Below are 26,982 nucleotides of genomic sequence, written 5' to 3' on the forward strand. Positions count from 1 at the left end.
ACTTTAGTTATCAGAAAATTCTTATTAATTAATATTCTACTATTTTTTCGAGTTTTGTAAAGTGTTTTATGAATTTTCTAAAAACTTATTTTTTTATGATAGTAACTTGTTATTTTGCTATTACTACTATATGAATTATCCCCCATCTACTATATGTAAACATACCACCTCTTATTCTTCTCTATTGCTAAGTTCTATATTTTTTTATCAATATGAAATCTCTACTTAAACATTGATCTAACCAACTACCGCATTCCTTCTAATATCCTACAGTAGAAATTTGAAAATAATCTCAAATTTCATGGGCCCTATTCTCTTATATATACTAAAAAAAGCATTTCAAAAGCAGCTTAGCCACTATTGAAATGCTTTCATATTATTTTTTCCCGCCATCCTCAGTTACATACGCCCACTTAAAGCTATATTCTGGACTGATGTTGTGTTTCACAATTCCTTTTACATTCGGTTTCATTACATACGCTCTTCCTGTTTGATATAAAGGAACTAACCCTGCATCTTCTTCAAGGAATAATTTTTCTGCTTTTCCTAACGTTTCCCAACGCTTCTTCGCATCACCCATTAATTCATTACCTGCTTTTTCTACCATTTCATCGTATTTTGGGTTTGAATAACTCATTTGGTTGTATGGGCTCTTCGATTCAAACATATCAATAAATGTCATTGGATCCGCATAGTCTGGACTCCAACCTGCATAAGAGATTTCATAATCTTGTGCAGTCTCTAATTTTAATTTTTGTTTGAACGGCTGAATTTTCGTATTAATCGTTACACCCTTTAAATTTTTCTCAATTTGATCTTTAACATAATCAGCAATCTTTTTCGCAGTTCCATCATCATAGCTTAGTAATTCAATTGTAACTTGGTCTTTTCCAAGTTCTTTTTTCGCTGCTTCCCATGCAGCTGCACCTTTTTTCGGATCATATTTCAGACCATTTTTAAATGTATCTTGGTAATCTTTACCGTCAGGTCCTGTCGCAAGCCCTTTCGGAACCAATTGATCCGTTGCTTTTGATCCATTATTTAAAATTACATTCGCCAATCCTTTTTTATCAACTGATAATGCAATTGCTTCACGAAGCTTTTTGCTCTTTAACGGTGTATCTTGTCCGTTACGTTTTTGATTTAAACGTAAGAAGAATGTACTTGCTTCTGAATACTCACCGTATTCATCTTTATTCGATTTATATTTATCTACGAATTCTCCTGATAGTAATGTAAAGTCAATCGACCCTGTATCATATAAATTTACTTTTGTAGCTACTTCTTTTACAACACTGTAATTAATTTCTTCTAATTTCACAGTCTTGTTATCCCAATACTTATCATTTTTCTTCAACTGCCATCCTTGTTCATGTTTCCATGAAGACATAACGAACGGCCCGTTATACACCGTTGTATCCGCTTCTAAACCGTACTTATCTCCTTTTTCTTTTACGAATTTTTCATTTAACGGATAATATGACGGGAATGCTAATAAATTTAAGAAGTACGGTACTGGTTTTTCTAATTCTACTTCTAGCGTGTAATCATCTACCGCCTTTGCTCCTAATTCAGTTGCAGGTTTTTCTCCTTTATTAATCGCTTCTGCATTTTTAATATAGTAAGCGATAAACGCATATTCTGCAGCTGTATTTTTATCAAGTAAGCGCTGCCATGCGAATACGAAATCTTTTGCTGTTACAGGATCACCATTCGACCATTTCGCATCTTTACGTAGTTTAAATGTATATTTTTTGCCATCCTCACTTTTCGTACTAGATTCTGCCGCAGCTGGGATTGGCTTATTATCTTTATCAAGACGATATAAACCTTCCATCGTATTCCCTAAAATTTGTGCCCCTAACGTATCTGTAGATTTAGAAGTATCCATCGTCGGAATTTCTTGGTTTTCTGTACGATTTAACACTTGCTTCGCAGCATATTTAATATCTGACTTTTTATCTTCCCCACCACTAGACGTCGTAGTCGTTTTCTTCTCCCCGCCAGATCCAGAACACGCTGTCAACGCAACGCTCATTGCTAAAACTGGTACTACAACTGCTGTTAACTTTTTCATTTTTTTTCTCTTCATTTTTGTATCCTCCCTAATTATATGTACAATACCAATCCTTGAGAGATCCCTTACCACCAATTAATTTTCAGAAAATTATAACTAATATTATTCTACTCTTTTTTTCACGTTTGTAAATAGTTTTATTTTAAATATTCTGATTTTAATCTTTGTAATTTAGTATGATTTATCCCCCATCTACTATATTTATTCCTTATTCTTCTCTATTTACCTATGCTATAAATTAGGATTTTAAGCTCAATAAAAAAAGCATTTCAAAAGCAGCTTAGCTACTTTGAAATGCTTTTTCAACTCTATTATTTTTCAGTTACATATGCCCACTTAAAGCTAAATTCTGGACTGATATTATGTTTTACTACTCCCTTTACATTTGGTTGTAAAACATAAGAATCCCCACGTTGATATAAAGGTACAATCGCTACATCTTGTTCAAGTAATAATTTTTCAGCTTTCCCTAACTCTTCCCAACGTTTTTTCGCATCACCCATTAATTCAGTACCAGATTTTTTGATCATTTCATCATATTTAGGATCAGAGAAGCTCATTTGGTTATGAGAATGCTTAGACTCAAACATATCTAAGAATGTCATTGGATCTGCGTAGTCAGGATTCCAACCACCATATGAAATATCATAGTCTTGCTCAGTTTCTAATTTTAGTTTTTGCTTAAATGGTTGAAGTTTAATATTTACTGTTACGCCTTTTAAGTTTTTCTCAATCTGATCTTTCACATATTCTCCAACTTTTTTAGCATTACCAGTATCATAGTTTAAGAATTCAATTGTAACTTGATCTTTTCCAAGCTCTTTTTTCGCTTCTTCCCAAGCCGCTGCTGCTTTCTTCGCATCTGGTTTTATACCATTTTTAAATGTGTCTTGGAAATCTTTACCGTCTGGTCCAGTTGCTAAGCCTTTCGGTACTAAGAAGTCAGCTTCTTTTGATCCATCATTTAAAATTACATTTGCTAAATTCTTTTTATCAATTGATAGTGCAATTGCTTCACGTAATTTTTTGCTCTTTAATGGTGTGTCTTGTCCAGCACGTTTTTGGTTCATACGGATAAAGTACGTACTTACTTGTGAATATGTGCCAAATTCATCTTTCTTATTTCTATATTTATCAACGAACTCTCCATTTAATAAAGCAAAATCAACTTGTCCGCTATCGTATAAATTGATTAGAGTTGCTGGCTCTTTAACTACACTGAAGTTAACTTCTTCAAGTTTTACAGTCTTTTTATCCCAATATTGATCATTTTTCTTTAATTGCCATCCTTGCTCATGCTTCCAATCTTTAAGAACGAACGGTCCATTATAAACTGTTGTATCAGACTCTAAACCGAACTTCTCTCCTTTTTCTTTTACGAACTTTTCATTTAATGGATAGTATGATGGGAATGCCACTAAGTTTAAGAAATATGGTACTGCTTGTTCTAGTTCAACTTCCAGCGTATTATCATCTACCGCTTTCACTCCTAATTCAGTTACAGGTTTTTCCCCTTTATTAACCGCTTCTGCGTTTTTAATTGGGAATGCGATAAAAGCATACTCTGCTGTTGTTTTTGGATCTAATAGACGTTGCCAAGCAAATACGAAATCTTTCGCAGTTACTGGATCTCCATTTGACCATTTTGCATCTTTACGTAGTTTAAATGTATATTTTTTACCATCTTCACTTTTCGTACTAGATTCTGCCGCAGCTGGAATCGGCTTATTGTCTTTATCAAGACGATATAATCCTTCCATCGTATTCCCTAGTATTTGTGAAGATACTGTATCTGTTGATTTTGAAGAATCCATCGTTGGAATTTCTTGAGTTACTGTTCGATTTAAAACTTGTTTTGCTGCTAATTTTTCCCCTGACTTGCTATCTCCACTTGAGTTTGTACTTGTCTTTTTATCTCCACCTGATGTAGAACATGCTGTTAATGCCATGCTCATTGCTAAAACCGGTGCTACAACTGCTGTTAGTTTTTTCATTTTTTTCTTTTTCACTTTCTGTACCCTCCCTAATTCTAAACGATATCTATTCAAGAATTTTCTGATAATTCTGTTTTTCTTTATATATTTATCAGACGATTCTTATTAATTCTTATTCTACTAATTTTTTAAATTTTGTAAAGTATTATTATTGAAAATTTTTAAAAAATTATTTTTTTACAGTAATATTCATAAAAATTCCATATAATGTTCAAAACCTATTTTCCATCCATATAAATGTACCGATTTAATAGTCTTTATTTTATTTACAGATTAAGCCTCTGTGAATTATTGTTAATAAATAATGTATATGTTTAGAAACTTCTTTCCTACAAAAATAAAAAAAGTCAGCAAAGCTGACTTTTTTATCCGGCTATTTTCTCTCTCTTCATTTCTTCTAACACTCTCGTATACTTCTCATCATTGAATTCATTTTCACTTTTTGCAACAACTATAGTCGCAATACCGTTACCAATTAAATTAACGATTGCTCGCGCTTCTGACATAAAACGGTCAACCCCAAGTAAAAGCGCTAATCCTTCTAATGGGATAACATTCATCGCAGATAAAGTAGAAGCTAATACAATAAATCCTCCGCCCGTTACCGCTGCTGCCCCTTTCGATGTAACTAACAAAATAGCTATTATAGTTAATTGTTGGCCTAGTGAAAGATCGACATGAAAAACTTGCGCTAAAAATATTGTTGCCATAGATAAATAAATCGTTGTTCCATCTAAGTTAAAAGAGTAGCCAGTTGGAATAACTAAGCCTACTACTGGCTTTGAACATCCGAAGTCTTCCATCTTTGTCATCATACGCGGTAATACAGATTCTGATGAAGATGTTCCAAGAACGATTAATAGTTCTTCTTTAATATGCGCTAAGTATTTCCATAAGCTAAATTTATAAAGCTTACAAATAAAATTTAAAACGATAAAAACAAATAATGCCATTGTCGCATATACGCAAATCATCAATTTACCTAGTGGTATTAAAGTACTTATACCGTATTTTCCAATTGTAAACGCCATTCCACCAAACGCTCCAACCGGTGCTAGTTTCATAACAATCGATAAAATATTAAAAAACACTTTCGATAATCTTTCAAAAAAGTCGATAACAGGTTGACCGTTTTTTCCAAGCATCGTTAAACCTGCTCCAAATAAAATGGAGAAGAACAACACTTGTAAAATATCACCTTTTGCGAATGCTTCGAACATATTAGAAGGAACAATATGTAAAAAGAAATCCATCCATTTCATTTCTTGTCCACTTTGTACATATTGTGAAACATCACCGCCCTTTAGCTTTGAAGGATCCAACCCATCGCCAGGACGCACGACATTCGCTACGATAATACCAATAATAAGAGCAAAAGTTGTAACAATCTCAAAATATAATAATGCCTTCCCACCAACGCGTCCTACTTTTTTCATATTCCCCATACTTGCAATACCAAGCACAATTGTTAAAAAGATAATCGGTGCAATGACCATTTTAATCATATTAATGAACGTCTCACCAATTGGTTTCATTTGCTGTCCGACACTAGGCCAAATCGCTCCTACTGCAATACCACAAATAATTGCCACAATAACTTGGAATGTTAAATTCTTTACAATTTTCATTTTCAATACTCCCCTGTTTCTTTCATTTCTCCCATACTATTTCAATTAATGATAATCATTTATTCTATGTGATAGCCCCCTTGCTATTTAACTTGACCCCTTTATTATGTTACACTATTATATGAAATTTTTAAATAGTATATAATATTTAAATGTATATGTTATACTATTAAATAAAATAAAAAGCAGATATAACATCTGCTTTAATTTCCCTCAATTTGCTTCTCACTTAATCCAAGGTGGATTCTGAGTGTATTACTCAAATTTTGTAAGTCTGTTTTATTAGGATTATAGTAATATACACGTTGTCCATTTGGACCATTAGGTAAATATAAATCATCACCAGCTAGTTGAATCTTCTCAACAGAACAATCTAAACCATATTTATAAAAAGATAAAATATCCTCCAATGCTAAATTTGTTTTAAAATCACCATCGACAGCCTCAACCATTTTCTCCAGTTTTGTAATAGACCCTACACTTTTTAATTTACTTAAAATCGCTTCAATGACAAGTTGTTGGCGCTGCCCCCTCATTGCATCACTATCAATATGACGAGTTCTCGCCAAAGCAAGTGCTTCTTCTCCCGTTAATTTTTGAACCCCTTTTTTCAAGTGAATCGCATCAGGTTCATCTTTACTATTTTGTTCAGTAAATTCAACAGGGACATCTACTTCAACACCATCGAGCCCATCAACAATTTTAATAAATGACCCAAAATTAAATTTCACAAAATAATCTACCGGTACTTGCAGTAACTTTTCTACTGCCTCAACAGAAGCTTGTGGTCCTCCATCTTTTCCGTTTTTAACGAAACCACTTCCATATGCGTGTGTTATTTTATCTTTTTTCTTTTCGATTGGAACATATGTATATGTATCTCGTGGTATACTAGTTAACTTCACTGTCTTATCGTCTTTATTAAAAGTAGCTAACAATAATGCATCTGTATGAAATGCACCGTTATACTCCTTTTGACGTTCTTGATTTTCATCAATTCCCATAATTAAAATTGAAACGTTGTGTGTAATTGGCTTTACAGCTTTCTCGCGTAAATTTGATTTTTCACCACGCGCTAAATTCAAATTTGATTTTTGTACGAGATTAGAAGTCTTCATATATACATAGGTACCATATCCAACTCCGCCAAATAGTAATACTCCTAACAATACACTTATTATCGTTGTCTTTTTGTATTTTCGTTTATTTTTCTTTTCTCTTGAAGGAGAGGTATTCTCCATATAGTTCCCTCCGTTTTCTATTCATCTAATATGTTTTTCAACTTTTCATAATTAGTGCTATTCTTTTGAAATACATTCTCTTTCAATCCTTTGTTTATTTGTATCCATTCAGTCGTAATCGAATATTGAATCATACCTTCATGAAAACTAAGGAACTTCAACATAATTCCTGTATTTTTCTCTACAACCATTTCAAACTTCCCTCTCAAATCTTCAGATGTACTTATAGGCATCTCTATGTTTATTACCCCTTCTATTTTGTAGCAATCTAATCCAAGATACTTCGTCTCTCTATAATTCCAATCTTTATACCGAATTAATAAATCAGCGAATTCTGATTGAATACTATATTTAGCTTGCCCTACATACTCATCGTCGTATCGTTTTTTCTCACCTGATTTTCTAAATAGCCTTTCAGTAGGGCTTAATTTTAATAGTTCATTATTTCTTTCTTTCGGGCTCCATCTCGTCTCTTTATACGTATTATTCCCATCATTAAACTCTTTTTTTCTGCCCTCGTTATATATAATCGTTCTTTTTTTCGACAGTTTATCTTCTTTAGATGAAATACCACTCTGTTTCTCCGTATCAATCGCATATTTATATGTTGTAGCAATTCTTGTAGAGCTAGAATATTCCTCGAATTGCCCTGAAACATTTTGGAAATGATCAATTGAATCAAGCATCTTTTGATGAATCTTTTCCTTATCTGGATAATTGGCGTTCGACTTTATTTCTTCTTCATTCTCATAATCAGAAAACGCATTCTTCTTTACGTAATTAAACACTCCTCCATTTTGCGCAAAGCTCTGTATAGAAAACTCAGACATAGATACAATTGACAGCGTTAGAACAGCGGCACTAATAAACATCATATGTACTCTATAACTCTTTCTTTTTACAGGAAGATTATGAAGCGTATCATTAATTTTTTCGTTTAATGCCTGTGGCAATACGGTATTATCCTTTTCTATTCTCTTTTTTAATTTTTCATCAAATGATTTTTCTTTATCCATTTTAACCACCTCCTACTCCATCTTTAATCGCTCTTCTAATTGTTCCCTTGCACGTGACAATCTTGATTTAACCGTGCCTTTTGGAATTTCTAAAAGCGCTGCAATACTTTCTTGATTCATATCTTCATAATAATAAAGTACGGTTACAGCTCTTAGTTCTTCCGTTAAAGACTGAATAGCATTACAAAGATCAATATCTTCATATCGATCGAAGGCCACCATATTACTATCATAATCCTCAATTACTATTACTTTTTTATAAGAGCGAATTATATTGTTACACTCATTTATTAAAATTCTAATTAGCCAAGTTTGAAAAAACTCTTCCTTTTTCAGTTTTTTTATATTTTCATAAGCTTTTAAAATTGTTGCCTGCATTGCATCCTCTATATTCGTCTCATCATGTAACATCGCCTTCGCAATGCGATACATCTTCACTTTTTCTGTATGTATAAGTGCCATAAAAGCCTCATGATCACCCTTTTTTGCTAAAGAAACGTCCGTTTCTTCTTTTACAATCATCTTATATAAAGGAATTACTTTCACAATTGGTCCTCCTGTTTCAGCCTCTCTTCAAATTCAACTTTACACTTATTAGACGGTGTAGCCTATAAAAAGGTTCACTTTTTTGAATATTTTCACAATAAAAAAGATAAAAATTCAATTTAGACTATCTATTTAGATATTACTTAAAAAAATATCCTTTTAAATTTCTAAACAAAAAAGCCCACTTTCTCAGTGGACTTTCAAATTTATAACGGTAAATCCCTCTTCCTAAACACTACAATTGCTATTATAAAGAGACAGAGCGCTCCGGCAGTTAAACCTATGCTTACTGGCCATATATTATATGTTCCTTCAGCAATTTCTTTCGGGCGAAACAACGTAAATAATGATATATTTCTCATCCATTCTAACTTATCACTTAATTTCCCTACCATATCTAACATGAAAAATAAGATTGTTAAACTTGCTGAGTAGCTAAGTGCTTTTCTTTCATCATTACATATACAAGAAAATAAAAATGAATAGGCGCTAACTACTAAAAACACAAGCCCTCCGACTATATTTATTTTTAAAAATAACTCTTTATTTAAGTTATTATCTTTTAAAAACCATTCTGCACCTAATATACCCGCTACGTAAGTAACAAATACAATTATTAGTAGCCCCAATATGAGAATAGCAGCTTGTGTAATTGCAATTTTCACCCTAGATACAGGTGTTGCTAATAAGTATGCCATCGCTCCTTTATCGACATGCCGAGCAATTAAATGTGTCGCAACCGTGACGCAAAAAATTGTTAAAATGATAATAAACAATAGACTATAGTACTCCCCAGCTAAAAAATCCATTACATTTTGAATTGGGCTTTCCATACCAACGATTTTTTTTACACTATCAGGCATGGCACTTATTAATTCATTTAAGCCTTTCGCTGAAACCATCGATGGGAATATCCAAATTAATAGCCATAAATAAAGAGCTGCACCAGTAGCATAACTCCATATACTTTTTTGCGTTTCTTTCAAACTAGCTAAAAATAGTTGTTTATTCATGCTTTACCCCTTCTTTCTGATCGTAATAATGCATAAATAAATGTTCTAAATCCGTCGCTCTCGTTTGAAGTGCCGTTACATTATAGTTTGAAAGTATTTGTAAAACAGTTTGATAGTTTCCTTGCACAATAATTGATGCTGTTTTCCCTTTCACAGCCTCGAATTGTAAATTTGATTGTGTAAGTGACTGTACTTCATCTTGAGATGATACTGTTACATCTATTACTTGTCTTCGCATTCCTTGTAAATCATGAATATCTTCAACCGTTACGAGACGTCCATCTTTAATAATAGCTACTCGGTCACATGTACGTTCAATTTCAGTGAAAATATGCGACGACATAAGAATCGTTTTCCCTCTTTGTTTTTCTTCTAATATTAAATCTATGAATATTTGCTGCATAAGTGGATCGAGCCCTGATGTTGGTTCATCTAAAATTAATACTTCTGGATCATGCATAAATGCAGCAACTATTCCTACTTTTTGTTTCATTCCTTTAGACATTTTTCGGATCGGTGTTTTCACATCAAATTGCAGACGTTCTATTAATTCATCGCGTCTCTTCGTTTCCTTTAACCCACGCATACCTTGCATCAAATTTAAAAACTCTAGTCCATTCATTCCTTCAATAAAAGAAATTTCTCCTGGTAAATAACCAACTTCTCTTTGAATTTTCGCAGCTTCACCCCAACAATCTAATCCGAAAATTGTTGCTCTACCAGCTGTCGGTTTTATAAACCCCATTAAATTACGAATAGTTGTTGATTTTCCAGCTCCATTTGGCCCTAAGTAACCGAATACTTCCCCTTCTTTCACTTCAAATGTAATATCAAACAAGCCTTTCCCATTTGAAAACTGTTTTGTAACATTTTGAACTGAAATCATAAACCCACCTCATTTTTTGAAATATTTGATAGATGATATTTCAAAATCATTGTACTCCTCATCTTTCATATTCGCAACAACTTTTTGAAATATTTATATGTCCATATTTCAAAAATATTGTTTTCAATTATCTTTTCTTGTATATTTTAATTGAGGTGATTAAATTGAATGGCTTTGAAAAAGTGAAAGAAAAGAAAAAACGTGCCATTAAAGATGCGGCCTTCAAATTATTTTCTGAACGTGGATTTAATGAAGTGAAAATAGAACATATCGCGAAAGAAGCAAACGTCTCTCAAGTGACAATTTATAACCATTTCGGTAGTAAAGATGCCCTATTTAGAGAGTTAATTCAAGAATTTATACAAAGTGAGTTTCAATACTATACAGAGCTTGCTGATGAAAATTTGCCTTTTCACGAAATGATGCAAAAAATGATCGTAAGAAAAATGGAAACTGGCGGATTATTTCAACCTGATATGCTACTACAAGTGATGCAAAGAGACGAAGAACTTCGGAAATTTGTTTATAGCTATCAAAATGAAACTATACTCCCTTGGTTTTTAGAAATACTAGAAAAAGCGCAGCAAAAAAATGAAATTAATCCTCACCTTTCAAAAGAAATGATGCTACTTTACATTCAAATGTTTACTAAGTTAGATGATGACTTCGGAGCAAAGCTTCTTGAAGGAGATCGAGAAAAACATATACAAGATATAGTCACAATGTTCTTTTACGGGCTTTCCGTTCCCCAAAAATAAAAAAAGACACGAAATCGTGTCTTTTTTTATTTCACTGAAATGACTCTGCCAGTTTCACTACTTTCAATTGCTAATTGAATAAGCTTAATAACTTCCAAACCTTCTTCAGCTGTTACTGGTGGCTCTGCACCATTTAATATACTATTTCCAATCTCTTTATAATACATTTCATAACAGCCGACTTCTGTTGGAATACGTTCTAACTTTTCTTCCGTTTCTAAAATAGCAAAGTTCGCTTCTTTATCAGTTCCATAACCACTATCGCCCGGCTTTATACCATTCTTTAATTGTTCTTCCTGCGAATCCATACCGTATTTCACGATAGAACCTTTATCTCCATGAAGTGTAAAATGTGGGCCTGCTTGTTTTACGTAACTACTACTATGTAAAATAACGCGCTTTACTCCATAGTGAAGTACAACATGGAAATAATCATCTATTTCCGCACCTGGTCGTTGTTTTATTACATCTGCACTAATTGCGTCTGGTTTACCAAATAGAGATAATGCTTGATCCATTAAATGTGAACCTAAGTCATATAAAATTCCTGACCCTGGTAAATTCTTTTCTCTCCAGCGATCACGTACATGTGGACGAAAACGGTCAAAATGCGCTTCATATGCATATACGTTCCCTACTCTTTTTTCTTGTAATAATTTCTTTATCGTTAAAAAATCATTATCAAAACGACGATTGTGATACACACTTAAAACGACATTATGTTGCTTCGCTAATGAAATCAGTTCTTCGCCTTCTTCAATTGAAACAACGAATGGTTTTTCCACAACAACATGCTTACCGTGTAAAATTGCTTCTTTTACATATGGAAAATGAGTTGTATTCGGCGAAGTAATGACAACTAGGTCAATATCCGCTCGATTTACTAATTCATCAATTGTGCCAACAACTTCAGTATTTGGTAATGCTTGTTTCACTACTTCTTCTTTTGATGATAAAATAGCACGAATATCATATGCTTCTATCGTTTGTAATAACGGGATGTGAAATGTTGTACTAGAAAATCCAAACCCTACAATCCCTACACCTATTTTTTTCATGCTGCCCCTCCATTTATGAGAACGATTTCATTACATTATTATAACAAGATTATTTTCATATACATAATAATTTGCTTTAGAAAAAAGGAGCCATAAGGTAATCTTTTTCAAAAAATAAAATAGTATATGAGCGTTTTTTCAAATATATCGACCTCAACTCCAAATATATCAGCACTTTTTCAAATATATCGTTTTGCCGACACAAACTGACAGTAACAGTAACGTATTAATAAGAAAAGGATGTTCCAAAATAACTTTTGGGACATCCTCTTCCTTTATTCCGGTCTTTTCTTCGTCCACGTTTCCACTACTTCACCAGTATCATTAACATCTAGTACTAAACTACCATTACTATACCGGTCTTTATTTCGAAACGCCTTCGGATCAATTTCTTCTACAATGTGTTTCGCTGTCTTCATGTAAACTAATTCATCATCTCGAACAATTTCAATACCGACAATGCGGTATGGATTACGTTTTAACTCTTTAAAAATAACAAGGCCTCGCTTCGCCCTCGTTGATTTCTCAATTTCTGATGCCTTTATACGTTTCACAGCACCACGCTGCGTTACAAGTATAAGTTGATCCTTTTCACCATTTAACGGCTTACCAGAAGCGACATAATCATCTTCTTTTAAATTAATTGCTTTTACACCAGCGGCTCTTACACCTACTGGGCTTACTTCATCTTCATGGAAAATAAGTGCATATGCACCATGTGTCGCCAGAACAATATCTCTTGTTCCATCTGTTGCAAATATATCGACAACTTCATCATCTTTTTTCAAGTTTACAGCAACAAACGCCCGTGAATAACGCTGAACTTTATATTGATTTAATTCTGTTTTCTTAATCATACCGTTTCGTGTAACAAATACGATAAATCGTTTTTCTTCCTCAAAGTTCGGTACGACTGTCGCCCAGATAATCATTTCATCCCGCTCGAGTGATACAAGATTCGCAACGTGTTGACCTAAATCTTTCCAACGAATTTCTGGCATTTCATATACAGGAAGATAAATATAATTTCCTTTGTTCGTAAATAAAAGAACGGTTTCTGTCGTGTTTGTATCGAAACGCTCAAGTAAGATGTCACCCTCTTTCATACCGAAGTCTTTCCCGTTCGATGCATTATGTGAACGCCAACCTGTTCGTTTCACATATCCTTCTTTCGTTACAGTAACGATGACATCTTCTTGCGGAATCATAACTTCCACATCGATTTTAATTTCTTCAATTTCCTCTTCAATTATCGCACGGCGATCATCACTATATGTTTTCTTTACTCTCTTCAAATCTGTTTTAATGACTTGAAGAAGTCTTTTTTCACTTTGTAAAATTGACTGTAACTCTATAATTTTCTTATTAAGTTCAGCTGCTTCTTGCTCTAACGCTGTAATATCTGTATTCGTTAAACGATATAGTTGCAGTGAAACAATTGCTTCTGACTGCGCCTCTGTAAATCCAAATTTCGCACTTAGATTATCTTTCGCATTACGCTTATCTTTAGACCCACGGATTGTTTCAATCACTTCATCTAAAATTGATAATGCTTTCTTTAAACCTTCTACAATATGTTGACGGCTTTCTGCTTTTCTTAATTCATATTGCGAACGTCTCGTAACAACTTCTTTCTGATGCCCAATATATGCATCCAAAATCTTAGGTAATGTCATAAGTGTTGGACGACGATTATTTATCGCTACCATATTAAAGTTGTATGGAATTTGCAAATCTGTATTTTTATATAAATAATTTAAAATGCCTTCAGCATTCGCTTCTTTTTTTAATTCTACAACGATGCGAAGACCTGTACGGTCTGTCTCATCACGCACTTCAGCAATTCCATCTAGTTTTTTATCTAGACGTAATTCATCCATTTTCTTAACAAGGTTCGCTTTATTTACCTCGTACGGAATTTCTGTAATAACGATTTGTTGCTTCCCGCCACGAATCGTTTCAACTTCTGCTTTTCCGCGAATAATAATTTTGCCTTTCCCTGTTTCATACGCTTTTTTAATGCCATCTATCCCTTGAATAATACCACCTGTAGGGAAATCTGGTCCTTTAATAACTGTTAACAAGTCATCCACAGAACTATTCGGTTGATCGATACGCATCATTGTAGCATCAATTACTTCTCCAAGATGATGCGGTGGAATTTCTGTTGCATAACCAGCGGAAATCCCTGTAGAACCGTTCACTAATAAGTTCGGGAACATTGCCGGTAATACAACTGGTTCTTCACTCGTATCATCAAAGTTTGACACAAATTCTACTGTTTCTTTATCGAGATCACGTAATAACTCTGATGCGATTGGTGATAAACGGGCTTCTGTATAACGCATTGCCGCTGCTGGATCCCCATCAACACTACCGTTATTTCCGTGCATTTCAACTAAAACATTACGTACTTTCCAAGTTTGACTTAAACGGACCATCGCCTCATATACAGAAGAATCACCATGTGGATGGTAATTACCTATAACGTTACCAACTGTTTTAGCTGATTTACGAAACGCTTTATCATGTACGTTTCCTTCTACATACATAGAGTATAAAATACGTCTTTGTACCGGTTTTAAACCGTCACGCGCATCTGGAAGCGCGCGGTCTTGAATTATATATTTACTATAACGTGCAAAGCGGTCACCTAACACGTCTTCAAGCGGGAGGTCATGAAACTTCTCTGCCTGCATGTTATTCCACCTCCGTCTCCATAATCATTTCGTTTTCTAAAATATTTCCTTCTTCTTGCATACCAAATTGTACATTACGCTCAATCCATTTACGACGCGGTTCTACTTTATCACCCATCAATGTAGTCACACGGCGCTCCGCTCTTGCTGCATCATCAATTTTCACTCGGATTAATGTACGCGTTTCAGGGTTCATCGTCGTTTCCCATAACTGATCCGCATTCATTTCACCAAGTCCTTTATAACGCTGCAACATATAACCTTTGCCGACCTTTTTCGTTACACCATCTAATTCGTCATCAGACCATGCATATTCAATTACTTCACTTTTCCCTTTCCCTTTACTTACTTTATATAAAGGTGGAAGTGCGATAAATACTTTACCAGCTTCGATAAGTGGTTTCATATATCTGTAGAAGAAAGTTAATAACAATACTTGAATATGAGCTCCATCTGTATCGGCATCGGTCATAATAACAACTTTATCGTAGTTAATATCTTCAACAGCGAACTCATTTCCTACGCCGCCACCAATTGCATAAATAATTGTGTTAATCTCTTCATTCTTAAAAATGTCAGCTAGCTTTGCTTTTTCCGTGTTAATTACTTTACCACGTAATGGTAGCACCGCTTGGAAACGGCGATCTCGCCCTTGCTTTGCTGAACCACCAGCCGAGTCACCCTCTACTAAATACAATTCGTTTTTCTGAGGATTACGTGATTGTGCAGGTGTTAATTTCCCGCTTAAAGTACCTTCTGATTTTTTCTTCTTCTTACCAGTACGTGCTTCTTCTCTCGCTTTACGAGCAGCCTCACGTGCTTGCGCTGCTTTAACTGCCTTTCTCACAAGAAGTGTAGCTACATCCGGATTTTCTTCTAAAAAGTAAGCTAAATGCTCAGATACAATGGCATCAATTGAAGAACGCGCTTCACTTGTACCCAGTTTCCCTTTCGTTTGCCCTTCAAACTGAAGTACTTCTTCTGGTACACGTACAGAAACGATAGCCGCTACACCTTCACGAATATCTGTACCTTCTAAGTTTTTATCTTTTTCTTTTAATAGTGAAACTTTACGAGCATACTCATTAAACACACGTGTCATCGCTGTTTTAAATCCAGCTTCGTGTGTTCCACCGTCTTTTGTACGTACGTTATTTACAAACGAAAGAATGTTTTCTGAATAGCCATCGTTAAATTGAAATGCTAGCTCTGCCTCAATTCCATTTTGTTCACCAGTAAAATATACAACCGGATGAATTGAATCTTTTTCTTCGTTTAAGTATGAAACGAAAGCTTCAATTCCTGTTTCATAATGAAAGACATCTTCTAAATCATTTCGTTCATCTTTTATTGAGATCTTCATCCCTTTTAATAAGAATGCAGATTCGCGTAATCTTTCACATAATGTTTCATAATTATAATTTGTTGTGCTGAAAATTGTTGTATCTGGCTTAAAATGCATTGTCGTACCAGATTCTTTCGTTTTTCCAATTTTCTCTAACGTCGTTGCAGGAATACCACCATTTTCAAAGCGTTGTTCATAAATGTTACCATCACGCTTAATCGTTACTACTAACCATTCTGATAAGGCGTTTACAACTGATGCCCCAACACCGTGTAAACCACCACTCGTTTTATAGCCTCCTTGGCCAAACTTACCACCAGCATGAAGTACAGTTAAAATAACTTCAGGTGTTGGTTTCCCAAGTTTATGCATTCCCGTAGGCATTCCTCGCCCTTTATCAATAACACTAATACTATTATCTTTATGTATTACGACAGAAATTTCGTCGCCAAATCCCGCTAACGCTTCGTCAACGGAGTTATCTACTATTTCATATACTAAATGATGCAATCCACGGCTATCCGTACTCCCGATATACATACCCGGGCGTTTTCGAACGGCTTCAAGTCCTTCTAACACTTGAATTGCATCTTCATTGTATTGGAACTGATGCTTCGCCAAACTCCTTGCCCCTTTCCTAATCAAATCAGAACATATGTTTCTATTATAGAATAACGCCTCGACTATAGTTTTGGCAAGTTATCTTATCTCTTTTATATACCATTTTCAATAGAAAAATCCTTGTTTTTTCACAAGGATTCCTCTAGGCTACTATTTCAGAAAAATAATCGTTTGTCAACGAGAAATGGATATGTATTCCAAGATTACACATTCCAAACCTTAATTATGATCCAAATGATCAATATCCAAAACGGGATAACAAGTAACAATCCCCAAAAACAGCCTTTAAAAAATCTCATGATGAACACCTCGTTCATCGGCCCTATTCATATATATAGGGCTGAATCAATCCTTCTATCTTTAAAATCTATACTATTTTGTCATCGCATGCTCTACTTTAATACAACGATCCATTATTACAGTATAGCCTTTTTCTTGTAAAAGTTTATATGTATCTTCATCTTGTACTCCTAATTGTGCCCAGAAAACATCTGCATCAATCTCTACAAATTCTTTTGCAACATCCATTAAAAATTCTGAACGACGAAATACATTTACGATATCAACATGTTCTTTAATATCAGTCAGTGAAGAAACGGCCTTTTCTCCAAGCACTTCATCTACTGTTGGATTTACTGGAATAATTCGGTACCCAGCATCTTGCATTGCTTTTGAAACCATATATGATGTACGTTCTGGCTTATCTGATAATCCAACAACTGCAATCGTTTTGCTTTTTTTCAATACCTCACCAATTTCCGTACGAGTTGGGTTTTCAATTGTCATAATTAATCCCTCCTATACCTTTAGTATATCCGATAAAGAAAGTCTCTTTCAACATGAAAGAGACTTTCTTTTATTGATTCTTAGTAGCTGTATTATCTGCTAATGTAGCTGTTTTCGTCATTTTTTGACCATTTCGGTAGAATGTAACGTCTACTTTCTCTCCTACTTTTTTCTTTTCATATAAGTATTTACGGAATTGAAGTGAATTTTCTACTTTTTGATCATCTAATGCTACTACAATATCATATTGCTCTAAACCAGCTTTTTCTGCCGGAGATATTGGATAAATTTTACCTAATACAACTCCATTTGTTACTTCTTTTGGCACTTTTAATTGATTTACTGCATAAGCTTGCACATCTTCTAATGAAACTACACCGACTCCAAGTGCTGGACGTTTCACCACTCCATCTTTTTCAAGTGATTCAATAACTGGTTTTGCGATGTTAATTGGGATTGCAAAACCAATACCCTCTACTGATTGCTGAGCTATTTTACTTGAGTTAATACCGATTACCTCACCGTTTTGGTTAAATAGCGCACCACCACTATTACCAGGGTTAATCGCTGCATCTGTTTGAATAACTTGTGCTTGCCAATCCGGACGTTTATCACCATCAATATCAACTGGAATTTCACGCTCTTTACTACTGATGATACCTTCCGTTACACTTCCATCAAATCCTAATGGGTTACCGATTGCAATTGCTTTCTCACCCGCACGAATTTTACTTGAATCACCTAAACTTGCAACTTTATTCACATTAGATCCATCAATCTCTACAACTGCTAAGTCTAACCAAGGGTCCTTACCAACTAATTTCGCATCAACTTGCTTTCCGTCGCTCAGTTTAACAGCAAGTTTATTTGCACCATCTACTACGTGGTTATTCGTTACAATATATGCCTTATTTCCTGATTTTTTATAAATAACACCTGAGCCTGTACCAGCTGTTTCTTCTTGACCTGTCGGTTGCATTGCGAATGGATCGACGCTTTGCTGCATATTAATTACTCCTACAACAACATCCTTCGCACCTTCAATCATACCTGGTAAATCAGTTTCATTTTTCGCTTTATTTACAACTGGAACTACAGTTCCTTCTACTTGTTTATTAGAATTAAATGACGAAACAGCCGCACCATTATTTTGCACCCATGGCATGTACGGTGCTGCAAAACTAATTGAAACAGCTCCAACTACAGCTCCAACTAAACCTGTGAAAAAATATCCTTTTTTACTACCTGATTTTTTCATTTCTCTCGTTTCACTATGCTCTTCATTTAAATTCGGTCCGTCGTAATATCCCATGTTTTCTTTCCCCTCTCTGGTGAATTCGTACTTTCAGTATAGTCACATTTTGTGTCCTTCTTGTGAACTCATCGTGAAATCCAATTAAAAAAATACTCCTATCTACCATTGTAGACAAGAAAAGTATTTTTTGTACATTCCACCTACAAAGGAGAGTGTAAATTTGCTATATTCCCAAGCTAAAGTTCATAGTAACTTAAAGATTATTCTTCAAATTTGTAACCGACTCGAATGACAGTACCGATATGCTTCGCTTTATCTCCTAGCTTATTTCGTAGTTTTTTAATATGTGTATCAACCGTTCGATCATCACCGTAGTAGTCATATCCCCATAACTGATCTAATAAATGTTGGCGTGACAACACAATTCCTTTGTTCTCCATTAAATAAACGAGAAGCTCAAACTCCTTATGTGTCAATATAATTTCTTCTCCATCTACTAAAACTGTTCTAGATAATCGATTCACTTCTATTCCAGCTAAAGACATAGCATTTTCTTCAGCTACTCCTACTGCGCCATCTGCACGTTTCAATAACGTCTTCGCACGAGCTACTAACACTTTCGGGCTAAAAGGTTTTGTTACATACTCATCTGCACCAAGTTCAAATCCTAGTAATGTATCATCCTCATCAGAACGTGCAGTCAGCATAATAATTGGTACCGCTGACTCTTTTCTAATTCGTCTACAAACCGACCAACCGTCTATTTCTGGTAACATAATATCTAACATAATTAAATCAATTGTATGTTCAGCAAATAATTCTAGCGCTTTTTTTCCATCTTCCGCTTCGATTACTTCAAAGCCCTCATTACGAAAATAATCACTAACAATTTCACGTAATCTTCTTTCATCTTCAACAAGTAATACTGTTTTATTCATCTGACCTATCCCGCCTTTTTACTCTTGCAATCGAATAATACGTTGATTGGAGCTTCCGCGAAATGGAAGTGTTAAATCTCTTTTCTCGAGTTCAAACCTTCCATCGACCAGAACGTCCCCATAATGTAACAACTCTATCATATCATTATTTTGGGCACTCTGTATCTCTTCTAACGTATAACCTGTATAAATCCATAAGTTTTTTTTCAAATCTTTCACTGCTTTTGCTACTTTTTTCACTTCAGCAGCTTGAAAAAATGGATCTCCACCTGAAAACGTTACATCGGTTAATGGATTTTTTTCAATCTCTTTCACAATTTCTTCTACCGTCATTTCAGTTCCGTTGCAAACATTCCAAGATTTCGGATTATGACAACCGATACAACGATGCGGACAGCCCGCAAAAAACACGACTGTCCGCAATCCTTCTCCATCTACTACACTATCATGAATGATATTCATAACTTTCATTTATGCTTCACCCGATCCATCTCTTCACTACGTTTCGCACTATTCCACTTCGACATATCTCCTACAAGATATCCTGTTATACGGCGAATTCTTTCTATTTCATTCTCATCTTCATTTCCGCAGCTCGGACATTCATTCCCGATAATGCCATGATAACTACAGCACTTACAACGATCAACAGGGTGGTTAATTGAACCGTACCCTACTCCATACTCTGCCATCGCTTGTACAATTTGTTTTAACGCCTTTTGATTATGCACAGCTGCACCATCTAGTTCAATATACGTAATATGTCCACCATTACATAAAGCATGAAACGGTCCTTCTAATCGAATTTTATTTATCGCTTGAATATCATAATAAACCGGCACGTGGAATGAGTTTGTATAATAATTATGATTTGTCACACCACTAATTACACCAAATTCTTCTCTATCTTTTTTCACAAACTTTCCTGATAGCCCTTCTGCTGGCGTTGCAATTACAGAGAAATTGAGTTGATGTTCTTCTGTCGCCTTATCCATTCTCTCCCTCATAAAGGAAATGATTTCATATCCAATCTTCCACGATTCTTCATCTTCTCCATGGTGCTTCCCAGTTAAAGCTACTAAGCATTCCGCAAGACCGATAAAACCAACACTTAACGTCCCTTGTTTTAAAATCGGTGCTACAGCATCTTCAGGGCGTAACGTTTCTCCACCACGCCATACACCTTGTGAATATAAGAACTGAAAATCTCTTGCTCTCTTTGTACATTGATAAGTGAATCTCTCTAATAATTGCTTAATCCCTAAATCTAAGTAATAACTTAGCGCTTCAAAAAACGCTTCTTTTGAACCGCTGATTAGCGCTAATTTCACTAAATTAATTGAAGTAAACGATAAATTACCTCTTCCGATTGCTGTTTCTTCCCCATGGATATTAGACATAACACGAGTACGACATCCCATATAACATACTTCACTTTCAGGTCGGCCATCATAATGCACAGCATTAAACGGAGCATCTAAAAACGAAAAGTTAGGGAATAATCGCTCAGCTGTCGTTTCCAACGCTAATTCAAATAAATCATAGTTCGGATCACGCTCTTCAAAGTTCACACCTTTTTTCATTTTAAAAATTTGAATAGGGAAAATCGGTGTTTCCCCTTTTCCAAGTCCAGCTTGCGTCGCCTTTAAAAGTTGTTTAATTAAAAGTCTTCCCTCTTTCGATGTGTCTGTTCCGTAATTAATTGAAATAAACGGTACTTGTCCCCCGCCCCTACTATGCATACTATTCGAATTATGAACGAAAGCTTCGCACGCCTGATACGTATCATTTTCAGTTTCTTTCCATGCAAATTCCTCTATTTGTTCTTTCGTAAGCGGATATGACTGTAATCGTTTTTTATGTCTCTCTACTGTTTTTCTTACATATGGAGCTAAATCAATATCAAAGAGTGCAAACGATTGACCACCGTGTTGCATATTTTGATTCGCCTGAAAAATAATTGAAGAAAGCGCCAACGCACTTTTAATATCTTGTGGTTGTCTCATATGTCCATGTCCAGTATGAAAACCGTTAGCAAGCATTTGTGCTAACGGAATTTGTGAACAAGTCGTCGTTCCTGTCGCATAAAAATCTAAATCATGTGGATATAATATATTTTGATCTATCGCTTTTTTCACTTGATCTGATAGTAAATTTTCTACTGCATAATATTTCGCACTCTCAGATGCGAACGTTCCCATTACGCCCATTGGAGATCGGCCATCTACATTTGCATTTTCCTGCATTAAATCTTGTTCATTACCGTGGATAATTGTCTCAAATACTTTCATTAATTCTTCTCCACGTACATTTTGTTTCAACATTCATAACCCTCCACCAACATGTTGTTGTCTTTTGATTAAAATCATACAACATATAGTCTCATTGTTTCTGTGAGAAATGTAACATTCCTGTGAAATTTTTTTCACGAAATAATGAATTTTTCATTTACAAAAAAGAAATGTGCTCTTTACAAATGTATGGTACAATATACGGGAAAAACTCTTTTTACCCTTTATCAACACATTTGAATAAAGGAGACTGAACTTATGGTTACTACATATCTTTTATTTATCGTTGCCTACTTACTTGGCTCGATTCCATTTGCACTAGTCGTTGGAAAAATCGGTTATGGAATCGACATTCGTGAGCATGGAAGCGGTAATTTAGGCGGAACAAATACATTCCGCACACTAGGGAAAAAAGCAGGTTTTATCGTTACAATTGCTGACATTTTAAAAGGTACTTTAGCAACAAGTCTACCGATTATTTTCGGGTTAGATATTCACCCACTATGGTTCGGATTAGCAGCGGTTCTTGGACATGTATATCCAATCTTCGCAAAATTCCGCGGGGGGAAAGCAGTTGCAACTTCTGCTGGGGTACTATTATGCTACTCACCAATTGTTTTTGTAATATTAGCTGTTATCTTTTTCAGCCTTTTATTTACAACAAGATACGTATCACTTTCTTCTATGGTAACAGCTGTTGCTGCTGTTATTGCATCCATTGTTAGCGGGGATAAAATCTTCATTATTGCGATGTGTTTATTAGCAGGTATGGTTATTTATAAACACCGTGCAAATATCGGACGAATTATAAATAAAACTGAACCAAAAGCAAACTTTTCAAAAAAGCAAAAATAAGATCGTAGCCCACATAACGCAAAAAGAAAACGTGAAGCATATTAATAGCGTCTTTTTGCGTTATTTTTTATACTTAAGAAAAAGCAACATAATTTGGAGGAACTATACATGAATCTTTCCGTAACAAAAGAAGCAGCACAATGGTATAAAGACGAATTAAACTTACAATCAGGTGAAACACTACGCTTTTTCGTACAATACGGTGGTTGCAGTACTGTGCAAAAAGGACTTTCTTTAGGAATTCGTAAAGATGAACCTGCACATCCTGCTGTTCAAATTCAAGAAGAAGGTATTAATTTCTTTATTGAAAGCGATGATGAGTGGTTCTTCGATGGACATAATTTATTAGTTACACTTAATGACGGTGATGATTTCCCTCAATTTAATTATGAAAAATAAAAAAGCGTGGCTACTGCCACGCTTTTTTTATTTCTTTTTAATTTCCTCATATTTCGCATACCACTCAGGATATAATTTTTTAAATGATACAGGGCGAAACCCTTCTTTTTTCGCACAAATATTCGTTGTACTTGCCGTAATACAAAGCTCACCATCGCCGTTATAAATTTCATATCCATATACAACACGAAGTGGACTCACAGTATCAATCCATGTTTTCACAATGGCCTTTTCTCCATAACGCATCGCTTTACGGTATGAGATTTGCAAGTCTAATACAGGAGAGATAACTCCCTCTTTCTCCATTTCAACATATGAAAATCCTAATTCTTGTATAAGTTTCGTGCGTCCAAGTTCCAGCCACACTAAATAGTTTGAATGGTAAACAACACCCATTTGGTCTGTTTCCGCATAGCGGATTTCAATTTCATGTTCTGCTACAAACATTTCTATTCGCCTTCTTTCACTTCTGCTACCTTGCATACATTTAATCATAATACAGTGGAATCAAAAATAAAATAAAAACAGTGAATCTTTTATTGAAAGGGGCAAGCACATGATTCAAATTGTAACAGTTCGTAGCGGTGATAGTGTATATAGTTTAGCTTCAAAATATGGATCTACACCTGAAGAGATTGTAAAAGACAATGGCCTAAATCCATCCGAAACACTCGTTGTTGGTCAGGCACTTATCGTTAATACGAAAGGCAATAATTATTATGTACAGCCTGGTGACAGCCTGTATCGAATTTCTCAAACATATAACGTTCCTCTCGCTAGTTTAGCTAAAGTTAATAACCTTTCATTAAAATCTATTCTCCATGTCGGACAGCAATTATATATACCAAAAGGGACAAAAAGAGCAGCAGAATCCATCGCTTATTTACAACCTTCAACAATTCCAATAAAAGAAAGTTTAGTAAATGCTACACGTGCTATCAACCCATTTTTAACCTATTTAGCCTATTTTAGTTTTGAAGCAAAAAGAGACGGTACTTTAAAAGAACCAACCGAAACAGCTAAAATCGCTAACCTTGCAACGCAAGGTAAAACCATCCCTATGCTCGTTATTACAAATATCGAAAATGGAAATTTCAGTGCCGATCTGGCATCTGTTCTTTTACGCGACGCAACCATCCAAAATAAATTTATTACAAACATTTTGCAAACAGCTGAAAAATATGGCATGCGAGACATTCATTTTGATTTCGAGAATGTGGCGCCCGAAGATCGTGAAGCATATAATCGTTTTTTACGAAATGTGAAAACACGCTTACCTAACGGGTACACATTAAGTACAACTCTCGTACCAAAAACAAGCTCCACTCAAAAAGGAAAATTTTTTGCAGCCCATGATTATAAAGCACAAGGGCAAATTGTTGATTTCGTCGTTATTATGACATACGACTGGGGTTGGCAAGGTGGGCCACCGATGGCAATTTCTCCTATTGGTCCTGTAAAAGAGGTACTTCAATATGCAAAATCTCAAATGCCTCCACAAAAAATTATGATGGGGCAAAATTTATACGGATTCGATTGGAAACTACCGTTCAAACAAGGGAATCCACCCGCAAAAGCAGTTAGCTCTGTCGCAGCTGTTGCACTAGCTCGCAAATACAATGTTCCTATCCGCTATGATTTCACAGCTCAAGCTCCACATTTTAATTACTTTGACGAAAACGGCGTACAACACGAAGTATGGTTTGAAGATTCACGGTCCGTACAAAGTAAATTTAATTTAATGAAAGAGCAAGGTATAGGCGGCATTAGCTATTGGAAAATTGGTCTACCATTCCCACAAAATTGGCGTTTACTCGTTGAAAACTTTACAATCACGAAAAAGGGCTGACTTTCGTCAGCCCCTTTTTTTGTACATTCTGTTAAGATTCATCTTTTATTTCACTTTTTAATGAATCAATACTTTCTAAACGTCTTTGATTTTTCGCTTCAATGGCAGCACGATCTTTTTCATTAGAAAGTTCCGCTGTTTCTTTTGCTTCATTAAAATTATCAATCGTATTTTGTACCATTTCTTGTAATTTCTCAGCGTTGTCACTTCGATTGTCTGGATTCGGCATGTTCTTTCCTCCTAATTATATATACATACTATCTTAAATTACCTATATCTCTTCAAATTTATACATAAAAAAGGAGAATGCAACATTCTCCTTTTCTTTAACCGTTATCTACAATCGGTTGTTTGCCAGTTTGGTCTTGCATTTGCTTCCCTTTATTTCCACCAGCTTTTTTCGATTGTGTTCCAATTTGGTTTGGTGCAAAGTCTTTTGAATTCTTTTTCGGATTACCCATTACTATCGCCTCCTTAATACTAGTATCGTACTAGTGTTAAGAATTATTCAGCCTGCTTAAAAAGTTTCATTTCATAACGTTTTTCAATTCGCTCTTCAATTCGATCGATTGCATCACGATCGCTTAATAATTGTTGTTTATTTTCATTTACAAGTTCTTCAAACGACTTGCGGCGACTTCTTCTCATGTTGCTCACCCTTTCTCCTTCGCTTTCTTACTACATAGTATGAGCAAATGAAAAACTCTTTAATCAGATTTGTAAGAAAATTTTATGTTTTGATAAAAAATCCCATGCGCATATTTTACGCATGGGATTTTTTACACCATCATATTTAAATACTTTTTAATTTCTTCATCTGCATTTACTTTATTTGCTCTATATTCATCCAGCACTCGTAATACCGAATCGTATTCTTCTACAATGTAGCTCTCTAACTTCAAAATGTCCTCTACACTGTCAATCATAATTCTCGTGTTGCCAATCTCACTTTTCAATGCTGCCTCACATGTTAAGCTCGTACAAATTTCTCTTACATCGTCTTCCATTTTTTCTGTTAACACATATTTCTTTCGCCCTTTTACCTTTAACCTTATAATTGGATAAAAAACCTTTATATCTAAATAACTCCCGACATTCATACAACGAATCCATTCAATATCACGTTTATTTCGCACAAGTATTTCTTTTACCGCTTCAAATACCGCTGTGTCATCCAGTACTTCTTTCTTTGCTTTTCTCTTTCCTTCTTCTTCAACTGATGCACATCTTTGATAAACAGCTGCACATGTAATACAATCGTCAAATGCATTATGAGAACTTAAGCGAATTCCAAGCATTCGTTTTAACGTTTCTAGTTTATGATTAGGCGCATGCTTCATATATTTTTTCGCTAAAAAGACAGTATCAATAACGTTATTTTTAGGCTCAGGTAGTCCAAGCATATTTACATTACTCTTTAAAAAACGCATATCAAAAGAAGCATTATGTGCCACAATAATATTTGTATCTAGAAATGCTAAAAATAAAGGTAATACTTCTTCAATTGTTGGTGCGTCTGAAACACGATAATTTGTAATACCTGTTAAGCTCGTAATTCGGCTTGGAATTGGACGCTCTGGATTCACATACGATACAAATTGATCAATCAGTTCATGATTACGGTACTTCACAGCTGCTACTTGGATAATTTTATCATTATAGGGATTAAACCCTGTCGTTTCAAAATCAATTACAACATAATCTAATGGTAAGGATACATTCCCCAA

General features: G+C 34.9%; 25 protein-coding genes. 4 read left to right on the forward strand and 21 right to left on the reverse strand.

What is annotated here, in order from left to right:
• Window positions 1–376: 376 nt before the first annotated feature.
• The 8 genes from ACTFQM_RS13015 to ACTFQM_RS13050 all read right to left on the reverse strand — a co-directional run bounded on the left by ACTFQM_RS13015 (window position 377) and on the right by ACTFQM_RS13050 (window position 10,401).
• Window positions 377–2,092 carry a peptide ABC transporter substrate-binding protein gene (locus ACTFQM_RS13015; protein WP_440034700.1) on the reverse strand — a complete coding sequence of 572 codons (1,716 nt, stop codon included), beginning with the start codon at window positions 2,090–2,092 and terminating at the stop codon, window positions 377–379.
• A gap of 296 nt (window positions 2,093–2,388) precedes the next feature.
• A complete protein-coding gene (locus ACTFQM_RS13020; protein ID WP_440034702.1) occupies window positions 2,389–4,086 on the reverse strand; it encodes a peptide ABC transporter substrate-binding protein in 1,698 nt (565 codons plus the stop codon).
• 350 nt (window positions 4,087–4,436) lie between these two features.
• The gene (locus tag ACTFQM_RS13025) at window positions 4,437–5,699 is read right to left on the reverse strand and encodes a dicarboxylate/amino acid:cation symporter (protein ID WP_440034704.1); all 1,263 of its coding nucleotides are present in this window, start codon (window positions 5,697–5,699) and stop codon (window positions 4,437–4,439) included.
• Between the two features lie 203 nt (window positions 5,700–5,902).
• Complete coding sequence (locus ACTFQM_RS13030; protein WP_002172870.1) at window positions 5,903–6,940, reverse strand: LCP family protein; 1,038 nt, start codon at window positions 6,938–6,940, stop codon at window positions 5,903–5,905.
• A gap of 17 nt (window positions 6,941–6,957) precedes the next feature.
• Entirely contained in the window at window positions 6,958–7,956 is a 999-nt protein-coding gene (locus ACTFQM_RS13035) for an anti-sigma factor (protein WP_440034705.1), read from the reverse strand.
• A gap of 12 nt (window positions 7,957–7,968) precedes the next feature.
• Window positions 7,969–8,502 carry an RNA polymerase sigma factor gene (locus ACTFQM_RS13040; protein ID WP_048371357.1) on the reverse strand — a complete coding sequence of 178 codons (534 nt, stop codon included), beginning with the start codon at window positions 8,500–8,502 and terminating at the stop codon, window positions 7,969–7,971.
• A gap of 206 nt (window positions 8,503–8,708) precedes the next feature.
• Window positions 8,709–9,515 (reverse strand): ABC transporter permease subunit, encoded by an 807-nt coding sequence (locus tag ACTFQM_RS13045; RefSeq protein WP_440034707.1) that lies wholly within the window; start codon window positions 9,513–9,515, stop codon window positions 8,709–8,711.
• Window positions 9,508–10,401 carry an ABC transporter ATP-binding protein gene (locus tag ACTFQM_RS13050; RefSeq protein WP_328045792.1) on the reverse strand — a complete coding sequence of 298 codons (894 nt, stop codon included), beginning with the start codon at window positions 10,399–10,401 and terminating at the stop codon, window positions 9,508–9,510. The genes ACTFQM_RS13045 and ACTFQM_RS13050 overlap by 8 nt, the downstream gene beginning before the upstream one ends.
• 155 nt (window positions 10,402–10,556) lie before the next feature.
• On the opposite strand from ACTFQM_RS13050, the gene ACTFQM_RS13055 reads away from it, so the two are divergent.
• A complete protein-coding gene (locus ACTFQM_RS13055) occupies window positions 10,557–11,159 on the forward strand; it encodes a TetR/AcrR family transcriptional regulator (RefSeq protein ID WP_440034708.1) in 603 nt (200 codons plus the stop codon).
• Between the two features lie 26 nt (window positions 11,160–11,185).
• Here ACTFQM_RS13055 and ACTFQM_RS13060 read toward each other — a convergent pair whose 3' ends face one another.
• The 8 genes from ACTFQM_RS13060 to ACTFQM_RS13095 all read right to left on the reverse strand — a co-directional run bounded on the left by ACTFQM_RS13060 (window position 11,186) and on the right by ACTFQM_RS13095 (window position 22,185).
• Window positions 11,186–12,217: an oxidoreductase gene (locus ACTFQM_RS13060; RefSeq protein WP_440034709.1), complete on the reverse strand. Its 1,032-nt coding sequence runs from the start codon at window positions 12,215–12,217 to the stop codon at window positions 11,186–11,188.
• A gap of 275 nt (window positions 12,218–12,492) precedes the next feature.
• Window positions 12,493–14,916 (reverse strand): DNA topoisomerase IV subunit A, encoded by a 2,424-nt coding sequence (gene parC, locus ACTFQM_RS13065; RefSeq protein ID WP_440034711.1) that lies wholly within the window; start codon window positions 14,914–14,916, stop codon window positions 12,493–12,495.
• 1 nt (window position 14,917) lies between these two features.
• A complete protein-coding gene (gene parE / locus ACTFQM_RS13070; RefSeq protein ID WP_048371368.1) occupies window positions 14,918–16,882 on the reverse strand; it encodes a DNA topoisomerase IV subunit B in 1,965 nt (654 codons plus the stop codon).
• A gap of 372 nt (window positions 16,883–17,254) precedes the next feature.
• Window positions 17,255–17,668, reverse strand: a complete 414-nt coding sequence (locus tag ACTFQM_RS13075) for a CoA-binding protein (protein ID WP_048371369.1) — start codon at window positions 17,666–17,668, stop codon at window positions 17,255–17,257.
• Window positions 17,669–17,738: 70 nt separating this feature from the next.
• Window positions 17,739–18,980 carry a S1C family serine protease gene (locus ACTFQM_RS13080; RefSeq protein WP_440034712.1) on the reverse strand — a complete coding sequence of 414 codons (1,242 nt, stop codon included), beginning with the start codon at window positions 18,978–18,980 and terminating at the stop codon, window positions 17,739–17,741.
• A 203-nt stretch (window positions 18,981–19,183) separates the two neighbouring features.
• A complete protein-coding gene (locus ACTFQM_RS13085; RefSeq protein ID WP_002172881.1) occupies window positions 19,184–19,861 on the reverse strand; it encodes a response regulator transcription factor in 678 nt (225 codons plus the stop codon).
• Between the two features lie 18 nt (window positions 19,862–19,879).
• Window positions 19,880–20,332 carry an anaerobic ribonucleoside-triphosphate reductase activating protein gene (gene nrdG / locus ACTFQM_RS13090; protein ID WP_002172882.1) on the reverse strand — a complete coding sequence of 151 codons (453 nt, stop codon included), beginning with the start codon at window positions 20,330–20,332 and terminating at the stop codon, window positions 19,880–19,882.
• A complete protein-coding gene (locus tag ACTFQM_RS13095) occupies window positions 20,329–22,185 on the reverse strand; it encodes an anaerobic ribonucleoside triphosphate reductase (protein WP_440034713.1) in 1,857 nt (618 codons plus the stop codon). The genes nrdG and ACTFQM_RS13095 overlap by 4 nt, the downstream gene beginning before the upstream one ends.
• A 225-nt stretch (window positions 22,186–22,410) precedes the next feature.
• Between ACTFQM_RS13095 and plsY the strand changes: the two genes are divergently transcribed.
• Window positions 22,411–23,007: a glycerol-3-phosphate 1-O-acyltransferase PlsY gene (gene plsY, locus ACTFQM_RS13100; protein WP_440034715.1), complete on the forward strand. Its 597-nt coding sequence runs from the start codon at window positions 22,411–22,413 to the stop codon at window positions 23,005–23,007.
• Window positions 23,008–23,115: 108 nt separating this feature from the next.
• Window positions 23,116–23,406, forward strand: coding sequence for a HesB/YadR/YfhF family protein (locus ACTFQM_RS13105; protein WP_440034717.1), 291 nt, complete (start codon window positions 23,116–23,118; stop codon window positions 23,404–23,406).
• Window positions 23,407–23,433: 27 nt separating this feature from the next.
• On the opposite strand, the gene ACTFQM_RS13110 is transcribed toward ACTFQM_RS13105, so the two are convergent.
• Window positions 23,434–23,853 carry an acyl-CoA thioesterase gene (locus ACTFQM_RS13110; protein ID WP_002172886.1) on the reverse strand — a complete coding sequence of 140 codons (420 nt, stop codon included), beginning with the start codon at window positions 23,851–23,853 and terminating at the stop codon, window positions 23,434–23,436.
• Between the two features lie 109 nt (window positions 23,854–23,962).
• On the opposite strand from ACTFQM_RS13110, the gene ACTFQM_RS13115 reads away from it, so the two are divergent.
• Window positions 23,963–25,255: a glycosyl hydrolase family 18 protein gene (locus tag ACTFQM_RS13115; protein ID WP_440034719.1), complete on the forward strand. Its 1,293-nt coding sequence runs from the start codon at window positions 23,963–23,965 to the stop codon at window positions 25,253–25,255.
• Between the two features lie 31 nt (window positions 25,256–25,286).
• Here ACTFQM_RS13115 and tlp read toward each other — a convergent pair whose 3' ends face one another.
• The 4 genes from tlp to ACTFQM_RS13135 all read right to left on the reverse strand — a co-directional run bounded on the left by tlp (window position 25,287) and on the right by ACTFQM_RS13135 (window position 26,982).
• Window positions 25,287–25,484: a small acid-soluble spore protein Tlp gene (gene tlp / locus ACTFQM_RS13120; RefSeq protein WP_002172888.1), complete on the reverse strand. Its 198-nt coding sequence runs from the start codon at window positions 25,482–25,484 to the stop codon at window positions 25,287–25,289.
• A gap of 97 nt (window positions 25,485–25,581) precedes the next feature.
• Window positions 25,582–25,716, reverse strand: coding sequence for an acid-soluble spore protein SspN (sspN, locus tag ACTFQM_RS13125; protein WP_000527988.1), 135 nt, complete (start codon window positions 25,714–25,716; stop codon window positions 25,582–25,584).
• A 43-nt stretch (window positions 25,717–25,759) separates the two neighbouring features.
• On the reverse strand, window positions 25,760–25,903 hold the full coding sequence (locus ACTFQM_RS13130; RefSeq protein ID WP_001254699.1) for an FbpB family small basic protein: 144 nt from the start codon (window positions 25,901–25,903) through the stop codon (window positions 25,760–25,762).
• Between the two features lie 131 nt (window positions 25,904–26,034).
• Window positions 26,035–26,982, reverse strand: a complete 948-nt coding sequence (locus tag ACTFQM_RS13135) for a 3'-5' exonuclease (RefSeq protein ID WP_440034722.1) — start codon at window positions 26,980–26,982, stop codon at window positions 26,035–26,037.

Source organism: Bacillus cereus group sp. MYBK30-2 (assembly GCF_051915945.1).
Taxonomy (GTDB): Bacteria; Bacillota; Bacilli; order Bacillales; family Bacillaceae_G; genus Bacillus_A; species Bacillus_A paramycoides.

Bases quoted from the DNA above. Each gene is read 5' to 3' on its own strand.
- ACTFQM_RS13130 (WP_001254699.1), bottom strand. From the start codon at position 25,903: ATGAGAAGAAGTCGCCGCAAGTCGTTTGAAGAACTTGTAAATGAAAAT.
- ACTFQM_RS13095 (WP_440034713.1), bottom strand. From the start codon at position 22,185: ATGTTGAAACAAAATGTACGTGGAGAAGAATTAATGAAAGTATTTGAG.
- sspN (WP_000527988.1), bottom strand. From the start codon at position 25,716: ATGGGTAATCCGAAAAAGAATTCAAAAGACTTTGCACCAAACCAAATT.
- ACTFQM_RS13080 (WP_440034712.1), bottom strand. From the start codon at position 18,980: ATGGGATATTACGACGGACCGAATTTAAATGAAGAGCATAGTGAAACG.
- ACTFQM_RS13035 (WP_440034705.1), bottom strand. From the start codon at position 7,956: ATGGATAAAGAAAAATCATTTGATGAAAAATTAAAAAAGAGAATAGAA.
- ACTFQM_RS13075 (WP_048371369.1), bottom strand. From the start codon at position 17,668: ATGACAATTGAAAACCCAACTCGTACGGAAATTGGTGAGGTATTGAAA.
- ACTFQM_RS13030 (WP_002172870.1), bottom strand. From the start codon at position 6,940: ATGGAGAATACCTCTCCTTCAAGAGAAAAGAAAAATAAACGAAAATAC.
- ACTFQM_RS13110 (WP_002172886.1), bottom strand. From the start codon at position 23,853: ATGTTTGTAGCAGAACATGAAATTGAAATCCGCTATGCGGAAACAGAC.
- ACTFQM_RS13050 (WP_328045792.1), bottom strand. From the start codon at position 10,401: ATGATTTCAGTTCAAAATGTTACAAAACAGTTTTCAAATGGGAAAGGC.
- ACTFQM_RS13085 (WP_002172881.1), bottom strand. From the start codon at position 19,861: ATGAATAAAACAGTATTACTTGTTGAAGATGAAAGAAGATTACGTGAA.
- ACTFQM_RS13060 (WP_440034709.1), bottom strand. From the start codon at position 12,217: ATGAAAAAAATAGGTGTAGGGATTGTAGGGTTTGGATTTTCTAGTACA.
- ACTFQM_RS13025 (WP_440034704.1), bottom strand. From the start codon at position 5,699: ATGAAAATTGTAAAGAATTTAACATTCCAAGTTATTGTGGCAATTATT.
- ACTFQM_RS13015 (WP_440034700.1), bottom strand. From the start codon at position 2,092: ATGAAGAGAAAAAAAATGAAAAAGTTAACAGCAGTTGTAGTACCAGTT.
- nrdG (WP_002172882.1), bottom strand. From the start codon at position 20,332: ATGAAAGTTATGAATATCATTCATGATAGTGTAGTAGATGGAGAAGGA.
- ACTFQM_RS13115 (WP_440034719.1), top strand. From the start codon at position 23,963: ATGATTCAAATTGTAACAGTTCGTAGCGGTGATAGTGTATATAGTTTA.
- tlp (WP_002172888.1), bottom strand. From the start codon at position 25,484: ATGCCGAATCCAGACAATCGAAGTGACAACGCTGAGAAATTACAAGAA.
- parC (WP_440034711.1), bottom strand. From the start codon at position 14,916: ATGCAGGCAGAGAAGTTTCATGACCTCCCGCTTGAAGACGTGTTAGGT.
- ACTFQM_RS13045 (WP_440034707.1), bottom strand. From the start codon at position 9,515: ATGAATAAACAACTATTTTTAGCTAGTTTGAAAGAAACGCAAAAAAGT.
- plsY (WP_440034715.1), top strand. From the start codon at position 22,411: ATGGTTACTACATATCTTTTATTTATCGTTGCCTACTTACTTGGCTCG.
- ACTFQM_RS13105 (WP_440034717.1), top strand. From the start codon at position 23,116: ATGAATCTTTCCGTAACAAAAGAAGCAGCACAATGGTATAAAGACGAA.